The organism is Streptomyces sp. NPDC026500 (assembly GCF_055567635.1).
In genome coordinates, this window is sequence record NZ_JBVHQB010000006.1 from 337,922 (window position 1) to 353,626 (window position 15,705).

The 15,705-nt window shown below is 70.0% G+C and carries 16 protein-coding genes; 10 read left to right on the forward strand and 6 right to left on the reverse strand.

The features are described 5' to 3' along the window. The first annotated feature begins 72 nt into the window (after window positions 1–72). Window positions 73–1,071 carry a TAXI family TRAP transporter solute-binding subunit gene (locus ACZ4N5_RS14360; protein WP_467757391.1) on the forward strand — a complete coding sequence of 333 codons (999 nt, stop codon included), beginning with the start codon at window positions 73–75 and terminating at the stop codon, window positions 1,069–1,071. 204 nt (window positions 1,072–1,275) lie between these two features. Here ACZ4N5_RS14360 and ACZ4N5_RS14365 read toward each other — a convergent pair whose 3' ends face one another. Both ACZ4N5_RS14365 and ACZ4N5_RS14370 read right to left on the reverse strand, forming a co-directional pair. Then, window positions 1,276–2,682, reverse strand: coding sequence for a HAMP domain-containing sensor histidine kinase (locus ACZ4N5_RS14365; RefSeq protein ID WP_467757392.1), 1,407 nt, complete (start codon window positions 2,680–2,682; stop codon window positions 1,276–1,278). A gap of 9 nt (window positions 2,683–2,691) precedes the next feature. Next, window positions 2,692–3,378, reverse strand: a complete 687-nt coding sequence (locus ACZ4N5_RS14370; RefSeq protein WP_467757393.1) for a response regulator transcription factor — start codon at window positions 3,376–3,378, stop codon at window positions 2,692–2,694. Between the two features lie 284 nt (window positions 3,379–3,662). Here ACZ4N5_RS14370 and ACZ4N5_RS14375 point away from each other — a divergent pair, with 284 nt between their 5' ends. The 8 genes from ACZ4N5_RS14375 (at window position 3,663) to ACZ4N5_RS14410 (ending at window position 10,523) form a co-directional block, all read left to right on the forward strand. Continuing rightward, on the forward strand, window positions 3,663–4,439 hold the full coding sequence (locus ACZ4N5_RS14375) for an amino acid ABC transporter ATP-binding protein (protein WP_467757394.1): 777 nt from the start codon (window positions 3,663–3,665) through the stop codon (window positions 4,437–4,439). Between the two features lie 121 nt (window positions 4,440–4,560). Further along, the gene (locus ACZ4N5_RS14380; RefSeq protein WP_467757395.1) at window positions 4,561–5,403 is read left to right on the forward strand and encodes a glutamate ABC transporter substrate-binding protein; all 843 of its coding nucleotides are present in this window, start codon (window positions 4,561–4,563) and stop codon (window positions 5,401–5,403) included. Window positions 5,404–5,593: 190 nt separating this feature from the next. Continuing rightward, window positions 5,594–6,262, forward strand: a complete 669-nt coding sequence (locus ACZ4N5_RS14385) for an amino acid ABC transporter permease (RefSeq protein ID WP_467757430.1) — start codon at window positions 5,594–5,596, stop codon at window positions 6,260–6,262. Next, window positions 6,259–7,152: an amino acid ABC transporter permease gene (locus ACZ4N5_RS14390; protein ID WP_467757396.1), complete on the forward strand. Its 894-nt coding sequence runs from the start codon at window positions 6,259–6,261 to the stop codon at window positions 7,150–7,152. Before ACZ4N5_RS14385 ends, ACZ4N5_RS14390 begins: the two co-directional genes overlap by 4 nt. Window positions 7,153–7,337: 185 nt before the next feature. Further along, window positions 7,338–9,095, forward strand: a complete 1,758-nt coding sequence (locus tag ACZ4N5_RS14395; RefSeq protein WP_467757397.1) for an FAD-dependent monooxygenase — start codon at window positions 7,338–7,340, stop codon at window positions 9,093–9,095. Window positions 9,096–9,405: 310 nt separating this feature from the next. Further along, window positions 9,406–9,477: a putative leader peptide gene (locus tag ACZ4N5_RS14400; protein WP_355987938.1), complete on the forward strand. Its 72-nt coding sequence runs from the start codon at window positions 9,406–9,408 to the stop codon at window positions 9,475–9,477. A gap of 75 nt (window positions 9,478–9,552) precedes the next feature. Beyond that, on the forward strand, window positions 9,553–10,116 hold the full coding sequence (locus ACZ4N5_RS14405) for a cupin domain-containing protein (protein WP_467757398.1): 564 nt from the start codon (window positions 9,553–9,555) through the stop codon (window positions 10,114–10,116). Further along, window positions 10,113–10,523 carry a rhodanese-like domain-containing protein gene (locus ACZ4N5_RS14410; protein ID WP_467757399.1) on the forward strand — a complete coding sequence of 137 codons (411 nt, stop codon included), beginning with the start codon at window positions 10,113–10,115 and terminating at the stop codon, window positions 10,521–10,523. The genes ACZ4N5_RS14405 and ACZ4N5_RS14410 overlap by 4 nt, the downstream gene beginning before the upstream one ends. 391 nt (window positions 10,524–10,914) lie before the next feature. On the opposite strand, the gene recX is transcribed toward ACZ4N5_RS14410, so the two are convergent. Beyond that, a complete protein-coding gene (gene recX / locus ACZ4N5_RS14415) occupies window positions 10,915–11,847 on the reverse strand; it encodes a recombination regulator RecX (RefSeq protein ID WP_467757400.1) in 933 nt (310 codons plus the stop codon). Between the two features lie 3 nt (window positions 11,848–11,850). Further along, window positions 11,851–12,975 carry a recombinase RecA gene (gene recA, locus ACZ4N5_RS14420; protein ID WP_467757401.1) on the reverse strand — a complete coding sequence of 375 codons (1,125 nt, stop codon included), beginning with the start codon at window positions 12,973–12,975 and terminating at the stop codon, window positions 11,851–11,853. 392 nt (window positions 12,976–13,367) lie between these two features. Here recA and ACZ4N5_RS14425 point away from each other — a divergent pair, with 392 nt between their 5' ends. Further along, window positions 13,368–14,147, forward strand: coding sequence for a hypothetical protein (locus ACZ4N5_RS14425; protein ID WP_467757402.1), 780 nt, complete (start codon window positions 13,368–13,370; stop codon window positions 14,145–14,147). Between the two features lie 19 nt (window positions 14,148–14,166). On the opposite strand, the gene ACZ4N5_RS14430 is transcribed toward ACZ4N5_RS14425, so the two are convergent. Both ACZ4N5_RS14430 and ACZ4N5_RS14435 read right to left on the reverse strand, forming a co-directional pair. After that, the gene (locus ACZ4N5_RS14430) at window positions 14,167–15,378 is read right to left on the reverse strand and encodes an AI-2E family transporter (protein WP_467757403.1); all 1,212 of its coding nucleotides are present in this window, start codon (window positions 15,376–15,378) and stop codon (window positions 14,167–14,169) included. A gap of 60 nt (window positions 15,379–15,438) precedes the next feature. Next, the gene (locus ACZ4N5_RS14435) at window positions 15,439–15,633 is read right to left on the reverse strand and encodes a DUF3046 domain-containing protein (RefSeq protein ID WP_467757404.1); all 195 of its coding nucleotides are present in this window, start codon (window positions 15,631–15,633) and stop codon (window positions 15,439–15,441) included. Between the last annotated feature and the right edge of the window lie 72 nt (window positions 15,634–15,705).

Below are 15,705 nucleotides of genomic sequence, written 5' to 3' on the forward strand. Positions count from 1 at the left end.
TACCGATCCGCCGGAACCCCCTTGTGGGACCGGCCCTGGCCAGGACCGCCCAGGGCTGGCAGGATCGCGCGCATGTTCCAGGCACTCCCCCGTATCGGCCGGCGCCGCGCGCTGTTCGGCTCGGCGGCCGTCTTCGCGGTCGTCGGTCTGCTGCTGTGGTGGCTGCTGCCGCTGGGCGAGGAGTCCCCGAGCGGGACGATCACCTTCAGCACGGGCACCCGGACCGGGGTCTACCAGATGTACGGCAAGCTCCTCCAGGGCGCCATCGCCAAGGACATGCCCCACCTGAACGTGAAGCTGGTGAGCAGCGACGGATCTCAGCAGAACGTCCGGCGCGTGGCCACGGGCGAGGCCGACTTCACCATCGCGGCGGCCGACGCCGTGGAGACGTACATCCTGCAGAACAAGCCGGGAGCGGGCCGGCTGCGCGGCTGCTCGCGGCTCTACGACGACTATGTGCACCTGGTGGTCCTGCGCTCCTCGCCGGTGCGGTCCGTGGCGGACCTGAAGGGCAAAAGGGTCGCCGTCGGACCGGGCGGTTCCGGGGTACGGCTGATCGCGGACCATGTGCTCCAGGCAGCGGGTCTCGATCCCGACACGGACATCAAGCCCCTCGCCGACGGCATCGCGGACATGCCCAGCCTGCTCGAGCACCACAAGATCGACGCCTTCTTCTGGTCGGGCGGCCTGCCGACGAACGCCGTTCAGGAGCTCTCCAAGGACGACGACATCCGGCTGGTGCCGATCGGCAGCGACCTCGTCGAGAAGCTGCACGAGCAGGGCGGCGCCTCCCGCTACTACCGGTCCGCCGTGATGCCCGCCGACGCCTATCCCGAGGCGCAGCGCGGCTCCTCCGTGCAGACGCTGGCCGTGGCCAACTTCCTGATCACCCGGGAGGACGCGGACGCGAAGCTCACCGAGGAGCTCACCCGCACGGTGATCGCCAGCCGCGACCACATCGGCGCCGTGGTGCACGCGGCCCAGCTGGTGGACCTGCGTACGGCCATCTATACGGACCCGCTGCCCCTGCACGAGGGCGCGCGCCGCTACTACCGGTCGATCAAGCCGTAGCCGTACGCCGCGGCGCCGAGGCCAAGGCGCCACCATCCGCCGAAGCCTTGCCACCGGCTGCTGAGGCCTCGATGCCACCCGCTGCTGAATCCTCGGTGCCACCGACCGCCGAAGCCACCGCTCCACCGGCCGCCGAGACCTCGGCGGCCCACCCGGTTCCCGCACGGGCCGCCCCGCGGTGCGGCGCGCCCCTCGCGCGATCCCTCAGGTCGCCGGCCCCGACCTGGGTACCGTCACCGTCACCCGCAGGCCGTGCGGCTCGTGGTGGTCGTACGCGATGGAGCCGCCGCCCGCGGCGAGCAGGGCCCGGGAGATGGACAGGCCGAGGCCGGAGCCCTTGACGTTCTGGTGGACCGCGCTGCGCCAGAAGCGGTCGCCGATGCGGGCCAGGTCCTCGTCGCCGAGGCCGGGGCCGCCGTCGGTGACCACGACGGTCGAGGACTCGCCGTTCGAAGCGACCGTCACCTCGACGCTCTCCCCCTCGGGCGTGAACTTGACCGCGTTGTCGATCACCGCGTCCAGGGCGCTGGAGAGCGTGACGGGGTCGGCCCACGCGGTGGTGGGCGGACAGTTCCCCGCCAGCCGTACGCCCTTGCTCTCGGCGACCGGCTGCCAGGACGCCACGCGCTCGGCGGTCAGGGCACCGATGTCCGTGAGACGCACATCGGCCTCGGCGTGCTCGGCGAGCGCCAGGTCGAGCAGGTCGTCGAGCACCTGGGTGAGGCGCTTGCCCTCGGTGCGGACCGAGGCGATCTCCTCGTTGCCCTCGGGGAGTTCGAGGGCGAGCAGCTCGATGCGCAGCAGCAACGCCGAGAGCGGGTTGCGCAGTTGGTGCGAGGCGTCGGCGACGAAGGCACGCTGTTGTTCCAGCACGTCCTCGACGTTGTCCGCCATCTCGTTGAACGACCTCGCCAGGCGCTGGAGTTCGGGCGGTCCGCCGGAGGGCGCGACCCGGGACTTCAGACGGCCGGTCGCGATGTCGTGAGTGGTGGCGTCGAGGACACGGACGGGCTTGAGCACCCAGCCGGTGAGGCGCAGCGCGGCGCCGAGCGCGAGGAGCATCGCGGCGATCTCGCCGGCGCCGATGATCAGCCAGCCGTGCAGGGTCTTGGAACGCATCTGCCCGGTGGGCGAGTCGGTGACGACGACGCCGATGACGTCGCCGTCCCTGATCACCGGGGAGGCGACCACGAGTCGGTGCTGCTGCCAGGGCCAGACCTGTTCGGGGTCATGGCTGCGGCGGCTGACGAGCGCCTCGCTGAAGGCGTCGCGGGCCTCGCCGGTCCTGGGCAGGAGCCAGGTCTCCGGCGCGTTGGCCATGGGCTTGTCGTTGCGGTAGAAGACGCCGGCCCGGATGCCGTACACCTCGTAGTATCGGGCGAGTTCGGTGCGCAGGGTCTCGCCGCGTTCGTCCGGGAAGCCCCCCTGGGAGCGGCTCGGGGGCTCGGTCACGTACTGGGCGAGGGCCGCGAAGCGTGCGGTGTCGTCGATGCGATCGACGACCACGCGCTGCTGCTGCGCCGCCGCGACGCTCACCGCGAGCGGGACGCCGAGCGCGAGCAGCACGGCCGCCATCAGGACGATGAGCAGCGGGAGAAGACGTGTACGCACCCGTGCCCGCTACGCAGCCGGGGCGACGAGCCGGTACCCGACGCCGCGTACGGTCTCGATCAGCGCCGGCATGCGCAGCTTGGAGCGCAGCGAGGCGACATGCACCTCCAGGGTGCGCCCGGTGCCTTCCCAACTGGTGCGCCACACCTCGCTGATGATCTGCTCCCGGCGGAACACCACGCCGGGGCGCTGGGCGAGCAGCGCCAGCAGGTCGAACTCCTTGCGGGTCAGCTGGACCGTCGAACCCTCCACGGTGACCTGGCGGTTGGGGAGTTCGATGCGTACCGGGCCGAGGTGCAGCATGGTCTCGCCGGGGGCCGAGGCGTCGTCGTGGGCGGTGCGCCGGGCGACGGCGTGGATCCGGGCCAGCAGTTCCCCGGTGTCGTAGGGCTTCACCACATAGTCGTCGGCGCCGAGGTTGAGGCCGTGGATGCGGGAGCGTACGTCCGCGCGCGCGGTGACCATGATCACCGGTGTGGCGGTCCGCTTGCGGATCTTGCCGCACACCTCGTAGCCGTCCTGGTCGGGCAGTCCCAGGTCGAGCAGGACGACACCGAAGCCGTCGCTCTCCGGGACGAGCGCCTGCAGGGCCTCCTCGCCGCTGCGGGCGTGTGTGACGTCGAAGCCGTGCCGTGCCAGCACCGCGGACAGGGCGGCGGCGACGTGATTGTCGTCCTCGACGAGGAGCAGTCTCATTCCGACCCCCTCCGGTTCATCGGTCGTACGATCTCTTTTGTGGAGTGCGGTGCACACACGCATGCACCAAGGAAGTCACGCCGATGGACAAGGACGGCGTCAAGGGGCTTCGGGTTGCTCGGGGCTTCCGTTACCCAGCCGGTACGCGCGTCTGTACGGACTGCTACGACACGTGTCCGATTGCTACCGGATCGTGATGCTCAAGTTCCCCTCAGATGTAATGACGCTGGTCGTGCGGGGTTACTACTGTCCACCGAAACCGAGGAGGACGGAGCCCAAAAGCGATGACCGACGTACCGGTGGCCAAGGACGCCATGGCCACGACCGACGAACTGGTCGTCCTGAAGAGCGTCAACAAGCACTTCGGCGCGTTGCACGTGCTCCAGGACATCGACCTGACGATCACCCGTGGCGAGGTCGTCGTGGTCATCGGGCCCTCCGGGTCCGGGAAGTCCACCCTGTGCCGCACCATCAACCGCCTGGAGACCATCGATTCGGGTGACATCTCGATCGACGGCAAGCCGCTGCCCCAGGAGGGCAAGGGGCTCGCCCGGCTCCGGGCCGATGTGGGCATGGTCTTCCAGTCCTTCAACCTCTTCGCGCACAAGACCGTGCTCGAGAACGTGATGCTGGGGCAGATCAAGGTCCGTAGGACCGGCAAGCAGGCGGCGGAGGAGAAGGCCCGCGGCCTGCTCGACCGCGTCGGCGTCGGCTCACAGGCGGACAAGTACCCGGCACAGTTGTCGGGCGGCCAGCAGCAGCGCGTCGCCATCGCGCGGGCGCTGGCGATGGACCCCAAGGTCATGCTCTTCGACGAGCCGACCTCCGCACTGGACCCCGAGATGATCAACGAGGTCCTCGAAGTCATGCAGCAACTCGCCCGGGACGGCATGACGATGATCGTCGTCACCCATGAGATGGGCTTCGCCCGTTCGGCTGCCAACCGGGTCGTCTTCATGGCCGACGGCCGCATCGTGGAAGAGGCTGTGCCGGACCAGTTCTTCAGCAATCCGCGCAGCGACCGTGCCAAGGACTTCCTCTCGAAGATCCTGCACCACTGACGTCCCCGCGCGACTGACGTCCCCGCGCGCGGGGATCCTGACCTCCCCGCGCGCGGGGGACCACACACGTCACCCGCCCGTCGAAGGCCCGTACTCCGCCCTTACTCAAAGGATGTTCACCATGAAGCTCCGCAAGGCAGCCGCCGCCTCGGCCGCCGTACTCGCGCTTGCCGTGACCGCCACCGCGTGCGGTTCGAGCGACAAGAACGACAGCGGGTCCTCGCCCTCGGGCGGCGGCAAGATCAAGATCGGCATCAAGTTCGACCAGCCCGGTCTCGGCCTGCAGCAGCCGGACGGATCCTTCGCCGGTTTCGACGTGGATGTCGCGACCTACGTGGCCAAGCAGCTCGGATACAAGCCCAGCCAGATCGAGTTCATCCAGACCAAGAGCGCCGACCGCGAGAACGCGCTCGCCCGCGGAGACGTGAAGTTCATCGCGGCCACCTACTCGATCACCGACGAGCGCAAGCAGAAGGTCGACTTCGCCGGCCCGTACCTGCTGGCCCACCAGGACCTGCTCGTCAAGACCGGCTCGGACATCTCCAAGGGCACGGACCTCAACGGCAAGAAGCTCTGCTCCGTGACCGGTTCCACCTCGGCGCAGAACGTCCAGAAGACGATCGCTCCGAAGGCCAACCTGCGCGAGTACAGCGGCTACTCGGAGTGCATCGCGGGCCTGCAGAGCGGCGCTGTGGACGCGGTGACCACAGACGACTCGATCCTCGCGGGCTTCGCCGCGCAGGACAAGTACAAGGGTCAGTTCAAGCTCGCCGGTCTCAAGCTGAGCAACGAGAACTACGGCATCGGCGTCAAGAAGGGCGACACCGCGACGGTGAACAAGATCAACACCGCGCTGGAGAAGATGGTGAGCGACGGCGCCTGGCAGAAGGCGGTCGAGAAGAACTTCGCCCCCGCTCACTACAAGAACGAGCAGGCCCCGAAGATCGGCGTGATCGTCAAGTAGCACAGGGGACTTGACTGCCGTCGAGTAACGCAGGGGATCACCGAGTCACGCAGGGACCCTCGGGCAACGCGGGAATCCGCGGTTCCCGCGGGGTTGCGCAGGTGTGCCGCCGCCCACCGCGATCACGGCGGCGGCACACCGCGGCCACCCCGTCCGTCACGTACGCCACCACCCGGAAGCGCGGGAGATCGTGTTCGACTTTCTTCAAGGTTATGACGTCCTGGGGGCGTTCTGGATGACGGTGAAGCTCACCGTCATCGCCGCCCTCGGCTCCCTGGTCCTGGGCACCCTGCTGGCCGCGATGCGGGTCAGCCCGGTCCCGCTCATGCGCGGATTCGGCACCGCCTACGTGAACATCGTCCGGAACATCCCCCTGACGGTCATCATCGTCTTCAGTTCGCTCGGCCTCGCGGACATCTTCGGCGTGACGCTGGGCGCGTCCGACGACTTCAAGCTCCAGGGTTTCCGGCTCGCGGTACTCAGTCTCGTCGGCTATCACGCGGCCTTCGTCTGCGAGGCGCTGCGCTCCGGCATCAACACCGTTCCGGTCGGGCAGGCCGAGGCGGCCCGCGCGATCGGGCTGAGCTTCAGCCAGACCCTCCGGCTCGTCGTGCTGCCGCAGGCGTTCCGTTCGGCCATCGTCCCGCTGGCGAACGTGCTGATCGCGCTGACCAAGAACACGACCGTGGCCGCCGCCATCGGCGTGGCGGAGGCCGCCACCCTGATGAAGACGATGATCGAGAACGAGGCCCAGACGGTCCTCATCGCCGCGGTCTTCGCCTTCGGGTTCGTGGTCCTGACCCTGCCCACCGGCCTCCTTTTCGGCTGGCTGGGCAAGCGACTGGCGGTGAAGCGATGACCTCCGTTCTCTACGACGCCCCCGGCCCTCGCGCCAAGCGCCGCAATGTGCTCCTCTCGGTGCTCTTCGTCGTCCTGCTCGCCCTCCTCCTGTGGTGGGTCTGGACGGCGATGGACGACAAGGGCCAGCTGAAATGGTCCCTGTGGGAACCGTTCACCACGGCGGACGCCTGGAGCACGTATCTGTGGCCGGGTCTTCTCGGCACACTGAAGGCCGCCGCGCTCAGCATGGTGATCGCCCTCCCCCTGGGCGCCGTCTTCGGCATCGCGCGGTTGTCCGACCACCGCTGGGTGCGCGTTCCGGCAGGCGCCGTGGTCGAGTTCTTCCGCTCGATCCCGGTACTGCTGCTGATGCTGTTCGCGAACGAGCTCTACGCCAAGTCCGGGAACATCGCGAGCGAGGACCGCCCGTTCTACGCGGTGGTCACCGGGCTCGTGCTCTACAACTCCTCGGTCCTCGCCGAGGTCGTACGAGCGGGCATCCTCGCGCTGCCGAAGGGGCAGACCGAGGCCGCGTACGCGATCGGCCTGCGCAAGGGCCAGACGATGACCAGCATCCTGCTGCCGCAGTCGGTCACCGTGATGCTCCCGGCGATCGTCGGCCAGCTCGTCGTCATCGTCAAGGACACCGCGCTCGGCGGCGTGATGATCGGCTACGGGGAACTCCTCACCGCGCGCAGCACGCTCGCGGCCAACTACGCCAACGTCGTCCCGAGCTTCATCGTGGTCGCCGTCATCTTCATCGTGCTGAACTTCACGATCACCAGCTTCGCCTCCTGGCTGGAGGGCAGGCTGCGCCGCCGCAAGAAGACGACCGGCGCGGTGCTCTCCCCCAACGACGCGTCGATCGCGGGTACGGCGGCGACAGGAGCGGGCGGGGGCGCGATCTGACGAATCGTCCGAAGAACGGTCGATCCGTGTGACAGGCGGGGCCAGTGGCATGATCGCCACTGACCCCGTCACTTGACGCAAGCAGCGGCAATGGGTTGCATACGTTCTGTGATCGTGCACCTCGCTCCACCTGCCTGTTCCCGTACGTCCCTCAGGACACAGCTCCGTGCAGGGGGCACCGCGCCGTGGACCCGGTGATCATCGTCGGAGCAGGGCCCGTGGGGCTCACGCTCGCCCTTGCGCTGGCCCGCCAGGAGGTGCCCTCCGTGGTCCTCGACGAGGGACCGGGCAAGGACGAACTGCGGCTCGCGCGGACCGTGGTGCTGCGCGAGGACACGGTCGCGCTCGTCGAGCGGCTGACAGGTCTCCCTCTCGACGACGCCGGCTTCCGTTGGGCCGGATGGCGGTCGATGCGGCGCAACCAGGTGATGCGCGAGATCGCGTTCGGCGGGGAGGGTTCCGGGAGCGCGGGGAGCACGAACGGCGCCGCCGATTCCCGGGGCGCCGAGACCGCGTGGGGCGACGGTCCTCGGGGGGCCGTCGCCGCGCGCGGCTCCGGTCCGTCCCGGGGCGCGGAAGGCCCGGCGCACGGTGAGGAGTTCACCGCCCCGCTGCACATCGCCCAGCACGCGCTGACCGGCGCACTGCGCGAGGCCATCATCCACGAACGGCTCATCAAGGTCGCCGTGCACAGCCGCCTCGACTCCGTCGAGCAGGACACCTCCGGCATCACCGCGCACACCCGGGGCCCCAACGGCACCTGGTGGCGCGGCAGTTACCTGGTCGGCTGCGACGGACCGCGCTCGACGGTACGCAAGCTGCAGGACATCCGCTTCCCCGGCCGTACCGCCGTCGAGCGGCACGCCGTGGCGGCCCTGCGCACGGAACTTCCCTGGCCCGGCGAAGCGTTGCTGCACCGGATGACACCGTGGCGGACCTCCGGCCCCTCCGCGGGCGAGGTGAGCGCGCGCCCGCTCGCCGAGGACGTGTGGCGCCTGGACTGGCTGCTGCCCCCGGGCAAGGACCTGGTCACGCCCGACCTGCTGGTGGCGCGCATCCGGGAGACACTCGGAGGCTGGAGCGGGGGCACCACACCCGCGTACGAACTGCTCGACACCGGAGTCCACACCGTCCACCACCGTCTCGCCCGTCGGTGGCGCGTCGGCCGGGTCTTCCTCGCCGGGGACGCGGCCCATCTGCTCGGCGCCCTCGGCACCCAGGGCCTGGACGAAGGGCTGCGGGACGCCGACAACCTCGCCTGGAAGCTGGCCCTCGCCTGGCACCACGGCCCGCACGGGACACTCCTCGACAGTTACCAGGCGGAACGGCGCGCCGTGGTCGCCGCCCGGCTGCGCGCCGCCGACCAGGCACTGCCCCTGCTGCGGAGCGGCGGCGGCCTGCGCGCCTACGTCCCCGGGTCCGCCCGCGGCCACGACGCGTTGCTCACGGACGGCCACCTGGGCCGCGGCCCGCTGGGCGCGCCGGGGGCGTACGCCGACTCCCCGCTCATGCCCCCGCCCGTCGAGTCGCACGCCCCCGTCGACACCGAGCCCGGCGCGCCGGTCGTCGATGTGCGGGTGACCGCGGAGGACGGCTCGTTCGTTCCGCTGCGGGAGCGGCTCGGGCGCGGGGTCCTGCTCGTCGTGCTGATCGCTCCGGGTACGGGGGTGTGGGAGCGCAAGCACTGGGTGACGGCCGGCATCATGCCCCGGCTCGCCGCCGCCGTGACCGCGCTGCCGCACCCCGCCGAACTGCTCGTCGCGGAGAGCTACCCGGGTGCGGCGGCGCACACCGTGCTCCTGGTCCGCCCCGACGGGCACCTGGTCACCGCGCTCGGCGGAGTCCGCCCGGCCGACCTGTACGAGGCGGCCGAGGCGACCCTCGGCGGACCGGCGCAGGCACAGGCGGAGACCGCCGCGGAGGCGACAGCGGGCAGGAGCTGAGCGACCGCGGGCGGGAGCTGAGCGACAGGCGGCGGGAGCTGAACGACGGCGGGCCGGAGCTCGGCCACAGCGGGCCGGAGCTGAACGACGGCGGCCGGAGCTGAGCGACGGCGGGCCGGAGCTGAACGACGGCGGGCCGGAGCTGAACGACCGCGGGCCGGAGCTGAGCCGCAGAGGGCCGCAGTTGAACGCTCGGTAACCGTCCGACCTGGGGTTTCCCGGCTCCCGAGGCCTCCATGGTCCATATAGTGACGGTGAGTTGACCGGTCTGCGCCACCATGGTGTACTCCGGATCGTGACCGACACCTGTGTGCGCCTGTGGCGGAGGGTCCATATGGACCTCGTCCGCTATGCGGGCTGCGTGTGTCGTCCGTCCCTCTGACTTCGCATCCTCATCTCCCGCGCGCCACTCTCGTGCCGCCGCGCGCTCCTCTCGCGAACTCTCAGGACGGTCCGAGTGTCTCTGTCACCCTCTGTCTCCACGCCTGCCGCCGTTTCCACTGATGCCGCTGTCTCCGCCGCACCCCGTACCCCCACCCAGGCCGACCTGCTCGCTTTCGTACGCCGTACGGCCGCCGACGCCGAGCTGATCGCCTCGCTCCCGCTCGACCCCGAGGGCCGCACCTGGGTGCGGCTCGAAGGCCCCGGCGGCAGCGAGGCCTGGCTCATCGGCTGGCCACCGGGCAGCGGAACCGGCTGGCACGACCACGCCGAATCCGTGGGCGCCTTCCTCACCGCGTCGGGCGAACTCAAGGAGAACTCGCTCGCCGCCCGGCTGCCCGCCGACGGCTGGAAGACCCTGGAACTCACCGAGGAGATCGACCGGCAGCGGAAGCTGCCCGCGGGCACCGGCCGCGGCTTCGGCCGCCATCACGTGCACGAGGTGCTCAACGAGTCCACCGGGGAGCACGCGATCTCGGTCCACGCCTACTACCCGCCGCTCCCGCAGATCCGCCGCTACAGCCGTACGGGCCAGATCCTGCGCCTGGAGCACGTCGAGCGTCCGGAGGACTGGCAGTGAGCACCCAGCCGCCCGTGGGCATCGACGCGTTGCTGGAGCAGGTCCGCGCGGGCCTGGACCGCATGGAGGCCGAGGAGGCGTTCAAGGCCGTACGGAGTGGCGAAGCACTTCTGGTCGACACCCGGTACGCCGCCCTGCGCGAACGCGACGGTCTGATCCCCGGCGCGCTCGTCATCGAACGCAACGAACTGGAGTGGCGGCTCGACCCCACGGGCAGCCACCGCGCCCCGGAGGCCACGAGCCACGACCTGCGGATCGTGGTGTTCTGCAACGAGGGGTACGCCTCCAGCCTCGCCGCCGATTCCCTGCGCCGGCTGGGACTGCACCGGGCCACCGATCTGGTCGGCGGCTTCCAAGCGTGGAAGAGCGCCGGCCTTCCGGTGACGGCCTCCGACACGGAGAGCTGACCGCCGCTCACACTCACCAAGGGCTCGTACTCACGAAGGACGGTCACCAGCTCGCGCACGGGTGACGTATCGGGTCGGCAAGTGCACGGGCGACGTATCGAGCTGGCTCGTGCACGGGCGATGTACCGAGTCGGCACGCACGTGCACCGGTGACCGCCGAGCCGGCACCTGTGCGCGTGACCGGTCGAGCCGGCACGTGCACGGGTGATGTACCAAGTCGGCACGTGCACCGGTGACCGCCGAGCCGGTACGTGCACGCGAGACCGGTCGAGTCGGCACGTGGAGCCGTGAACGATCGAGCCGCAGGGACCGTGAGCTGGCCGAACCGCCATCGTGACGGACCGCCCTCGTACGGAAGTCCGCGGGATCGCTCATACGGAAACCGGCGGGATCAGAACCCCTCGTCCCCGAGCCCTTCCGTGTCCTCGCCCTCTTCCTCCAGCGCCTGGCTGACCACGCGCAGGGCCATTCCCTGGGAGTAGCCCTTGCGGGCGAGCATGCCCGCGAGACGTCTCAGTCGCTTGTCGCGGTCGAGTCCGCGTGTGGAGCGCAGCTTGCGGGCGACCAGCTCACGAGCGGTCGCCTCCTCCTGCTCGGAGTCGAGCTGTCCGACGGCCTCGTCGATCAGCGTCGATTCCACGCCCTTGGTCCGCAGCTCCTGGACGAGCGCCCGTCGGGCCAGCCCCCGGCCATGGTGGCGGGACTCGACCCAGGCGTCCGCGAAGGCGCTGTCGTTGATCAGCCCGACCTCCTCGAACCGTGACAGCACCTCGTCCGCCACCTCGTCCGGGATCTCGCGCTTGCGCAACGCGTCCGCCAGTTGCTTCCGCGTGCGCGGGGTCCCGGTGAGCAGGCGCAGACAGATCGCGCGCGCCCGCTCAGCCGGGTCCCCCGGGGACTCCCCCTTCTCGGCCCTCGACGAGGAGGGGGAGTCCCCGTCCTGCGGGTCGCCGGACGGCTCACCGAAACCGCCACGCCTTCGACGACCTCGTCCCCCACGCGGTCCGCCCTCACCGCGTCCACCACGCCGGGAGGCAGCGTCCGGCGAACCGTGACCGCCCGGCAGGCCGTCACCCCACCGCGCGTCACCGCCCGTCGAACCGCCGCCGGCCGGATCACCGTCGTCCGGACCGGCGCCATGGAAACCGTGGGCTCCGTAGAGCCCGTCGTCGGTGCCGTACGGCTGACCGCCGTACCCCCCGGCACCGCCGGACGACCTTTCCCCGTCTCCGGCCGGGCCGCCGGCTCCCCCGCCGTACCCCTGCCCCGTCCCCTCGGGGGCGAGGGGGTAGGCGTACTCGGCCCAGTCGGTTCGTCGTGTCATGGCCTAGCTCTTGGCCGCCGCGGCCCTGGACTTGGTGGTCTTGGCGGCCGGAGCGGGCACCGTCTTCGCGGCGTCGTCCGGCGCGGCCGAGACCGCCGCGTCCGTGCCCGGCTCGGCGGTGGGCGCCGCCGGCCTCACACCGACACCCAGCTTCTCCAGGATCTTCTTCTCGATCTCGTTGGCGAGGTCGGGGTTGTCCTTCAGGAAGTTGCGCGCGTTCTCCTTGCCCTGGCCGAGCTGGTCGCCCTCGTACGTGTACCAGGCGCCCGCCTTGCGCACGAAGCCGTGCTCCACACCCATGTCGATCAGGCCGCCCTCGCGGCTGATGCCGTGCCCGTAGAGGATGTCGAACTCGGCCTGCTTGAACGGCGGCGCGACCTTGTTCTTGACGACCTTGACGCGCGTGCGGTTGCCGACCGCGTCCGTGCCGTCCTTCAGCGTCTCGATGCGGCGGATGTCGAGTCGCACCGAGGCGTAGAACTTCAGCGCCCGGCCACCCGTCGTGGTCTCCGGGGAGCCGAACATCACGCCGATCTTCTCGCGGAGCTGGTTGATGAAGATCGCCGTGGTCTTCGACTGGTTGAGCGCGCTGGTGATCTTCCGCAGGGCCTGGCTCATCAGACGGGCCTGCAGACCCACGTGCGAGTCGCCCATCTCGCCCTCGATCTCCGCGCGCGGCACCAGGGCCGCGACGGAGTCGATGACGATGAGGTCGAGGGCACCGGAGCGGACCAGCATGTCCACGATCTCCAGGGCCTGCTCGCCGTTGTCCGGCTGCGAGAGGATCAGGTTGTCGATGTCGACGCCGAGTTTCTTCGCGTACTCGGGGTCGAGGGCGTGCTCGGCGTCGATGAACGCCACCTGGCCGCCGGCCTTCTGCGCGTTCGCCACCGCGTGCAGGGTCAGGGTCGTCTTGCCGGAGGACTCCGGGCCGTACACCTCCACCACTCGGCCGCGCGGCAGGCCGCCGACGCCAAGGGCGACGTCGAGCGCGGTCGACCCGGTGGGGATGACCTCGATGGGCTCATTCGGCCGCTCGCCCAGGCGCATCACTGCACCCTTGCCGAACTGTCGTTCAATCTGCGCGAGCGCGGCGTCGAGCGCCTTCTCGCGGTCGGTTCCTGCCATGGGTTCCACCCGGTTTGCTTGAGTCGATCGCTTCACGTCAAAGACGCTAACGCCTGCCACTGACAATGCGCCCCGACGCCCGTCCGGCCTGTGGATAACTCGGGCACATCTCCGTCGAAACCGTGCCGAATCCCCCGTCGAGAGCTCCGCCGGAACTTCCATAAGAATGGATGTTCGATTTTCGTGTCAAGCGCACCACGCGGCACCTCCGAGACTACGTTCGCGCTCCGACAACGCCCCGAAGATCCCACCGGTCCGAGCCACCGCACCCGCCAATGCACCCGTCCCCGACGCCGCACCCACCCCCGGACCCGGGCTACTCTCCCGGGCGTACCGCCGGTGTCTTCGGGCGTACGACGACGCCACCAGGCCCGCCCGGCAGGCTGTGGGCCATGCGAACGACGAGGACCCGTCCCCTGATACCGCCGAAGCCCTCGCTCCGGCCGGCCGAGTGGCTCTGCTGCGCGACGGGCGCCCTGCTCGTCCTCTCGGGCTGTCTGCATCTGCTGGTCTTCGCGGTCGACGGCGGCCCGTGGGACGGTCCCGTCTCCTGGCGCAAGCCCGTCACCTTCGGGCTCTCCTTCGGGCTGACCCTGATCGCGATCACCTGGGTCACGTCGTACGTGCGGATGGAGGCGCGCCTGCGCACCGCACTGCTCGTCGTGTTCGCCGCGGACTGCGTGGTGGAGGTCGGCGGGATCACCCTCCAGGCATGGCGCCGGGTGCCCTCGCATCTCAACATGGAGACCGGCTTCGACACGGCGGTGTCCATGATGCTCGCGGTGGGCGGCGGGGTTCTGGTCGTGGTGCTGACCCTGTTCGCGGTCGCCTCGTTCCGGAGTCGGCCCACGGGCCCCGTCGGTATGCCGCTCGCCGTGCGCTCCGGGTTCGCGGTCCTGCTCGTCGCGCTGGCCTCGGGCGCCGCGATGATCGCGCGCGGGGTCGTCCTCACCCGGACCGGCCATCAGGAGGCCGCGTACCACTCGACGGCTCCGCTCAAGCCGCTGCACGGCGTGAGCCTGCACGCCGTGCTGGTGCTGCCCGCGCTGGCCTGGCTGCTGTCGCGCACCGACTGGAGCGACAAGGTCAGGCAGCGGATCGTGCAGGGGGCGGTCGGCTGCTACGCGGCGGCCGTCGTCGTCGCCGGTGTCCACGCCGCCCTCACCTGGTGAACGCGCGGCGAGGACCCGCTCACCGGCCGAGCTGCCGCCGCACGCGCGCGAGGAGGCCGGCCGAGCTGCGCGTGCGGTGCCCGTGCACCCGCGGGTCGTCCGTGACCTCGTAGCGCTTCACATACGCCCCCAGGAACGCCTGCAGGGTGGCGACGGCAGGGATGGCGATCAGCGCGCCGACAGCGCCGAGGAGCGCCGTGCCCGCGATGACGGACCCGAAGGCGACCGCGGGGTGGATGTCCACCGTCCTGGAGGTCAGCTTGGGCTGCAGCACATAGTTCTCGAACTGCTGGTAGACCACGACGAAGACGAGCACCCACAGCGCGTACCAGGGATTGATCGTGAACGCGATCAGCATGGGCAGGGCGCCCGCGAGATAGGTGCCGATGGTCGGGATGAACTGCGAGACCAGACCCACCCACACGCCGAGCACGGGCGCGTAGGGCACGCCCAGCGCCTGCAGCAGGATGTAGTGCGCCACCCCCGAGATCAGCGCCATCAGACCACGTGAGTACAGATAGCCGCCGGTCTTGTCGACGGCTATCTCCCAGGCGCGCAGCACCTCGGCCTGCCGGGACGGCGGCAGCACCGAGCACAGCGCGCGCCGCAGCCGCGGTCCGTCGGCGGCGAAGTAGAACGAGAACAGCGCGACCGTCAGCAGCTGGAAGAGGCCGCCCAGCACCTGACCGGACACGTCCAGGACACCGGTGGCGCTGTTCTGCACGTACTTCCGCAGCCAGTCGGAGTGCAGCAGGCCTTCCTGGATGTCGACCCGTCTCAGTTCGGTGTGGAAGTGCGTGTTGACCCAGTTGATGACCGAGTCGAGGTAGTCGGGGAAGCCCTCGATCATCTTGATGATCTGGCCCGCGAGCATCGAACCGAGCAGCGTGATGAACCCGGCGATCATGATCAACGAGCCCAGGAAGACCAGGAAGGTGGCCAGCCCTCTGCGCATGCCCCGTGAGGCCATCCAACTGACCGCTGGTTCTATCGCGAGCGCCAGGAAGAACGAGATCAGGATGTTGATCAGCAGGCCGGTGAGCTGGTGGAACGCCCAACTGCCCAGCTGGAACACGGCTATGAGCGTGAGGGCGAGCACCATCGCACGCGGCAGCCAGCGCGGCATGCGCAGGCCCTGCCCGGCGGCGTCCCCGCCCGGCGGGTCGGGCGGCGTCGTGCCCAACGTTGATGCCTGCTGATCGACCTGCGTGTTCTCGTCTGTCGGGGCCACCCGGCAAGTCTGGCCCACGCCACCGACACCGGGTCCACGTCCCCCTGTCTTCGGTCCCCTTCAGCGGTTTTCGTACGGAACGTTCATCGTGGCGCACACCACACGCCACACGTCCCTGGCCTCCCAGCCCGCGTTCAGCGCCTCGTGGACGGTGCGCCCGCCGAGTTCCGTCATCACATGATCGCGCGCGAACGTCTCGGCGTACCCCGCGCCGAAGTGATCAGCCATTCGCTGCCAGAAAACCGTCAACCGCATGATTCCAGTATCCCGCCCCTGAGAGTGGGCCCGAGCCGGGACCGCGTGCCGAGACCGCTTTCCGCCCTACGG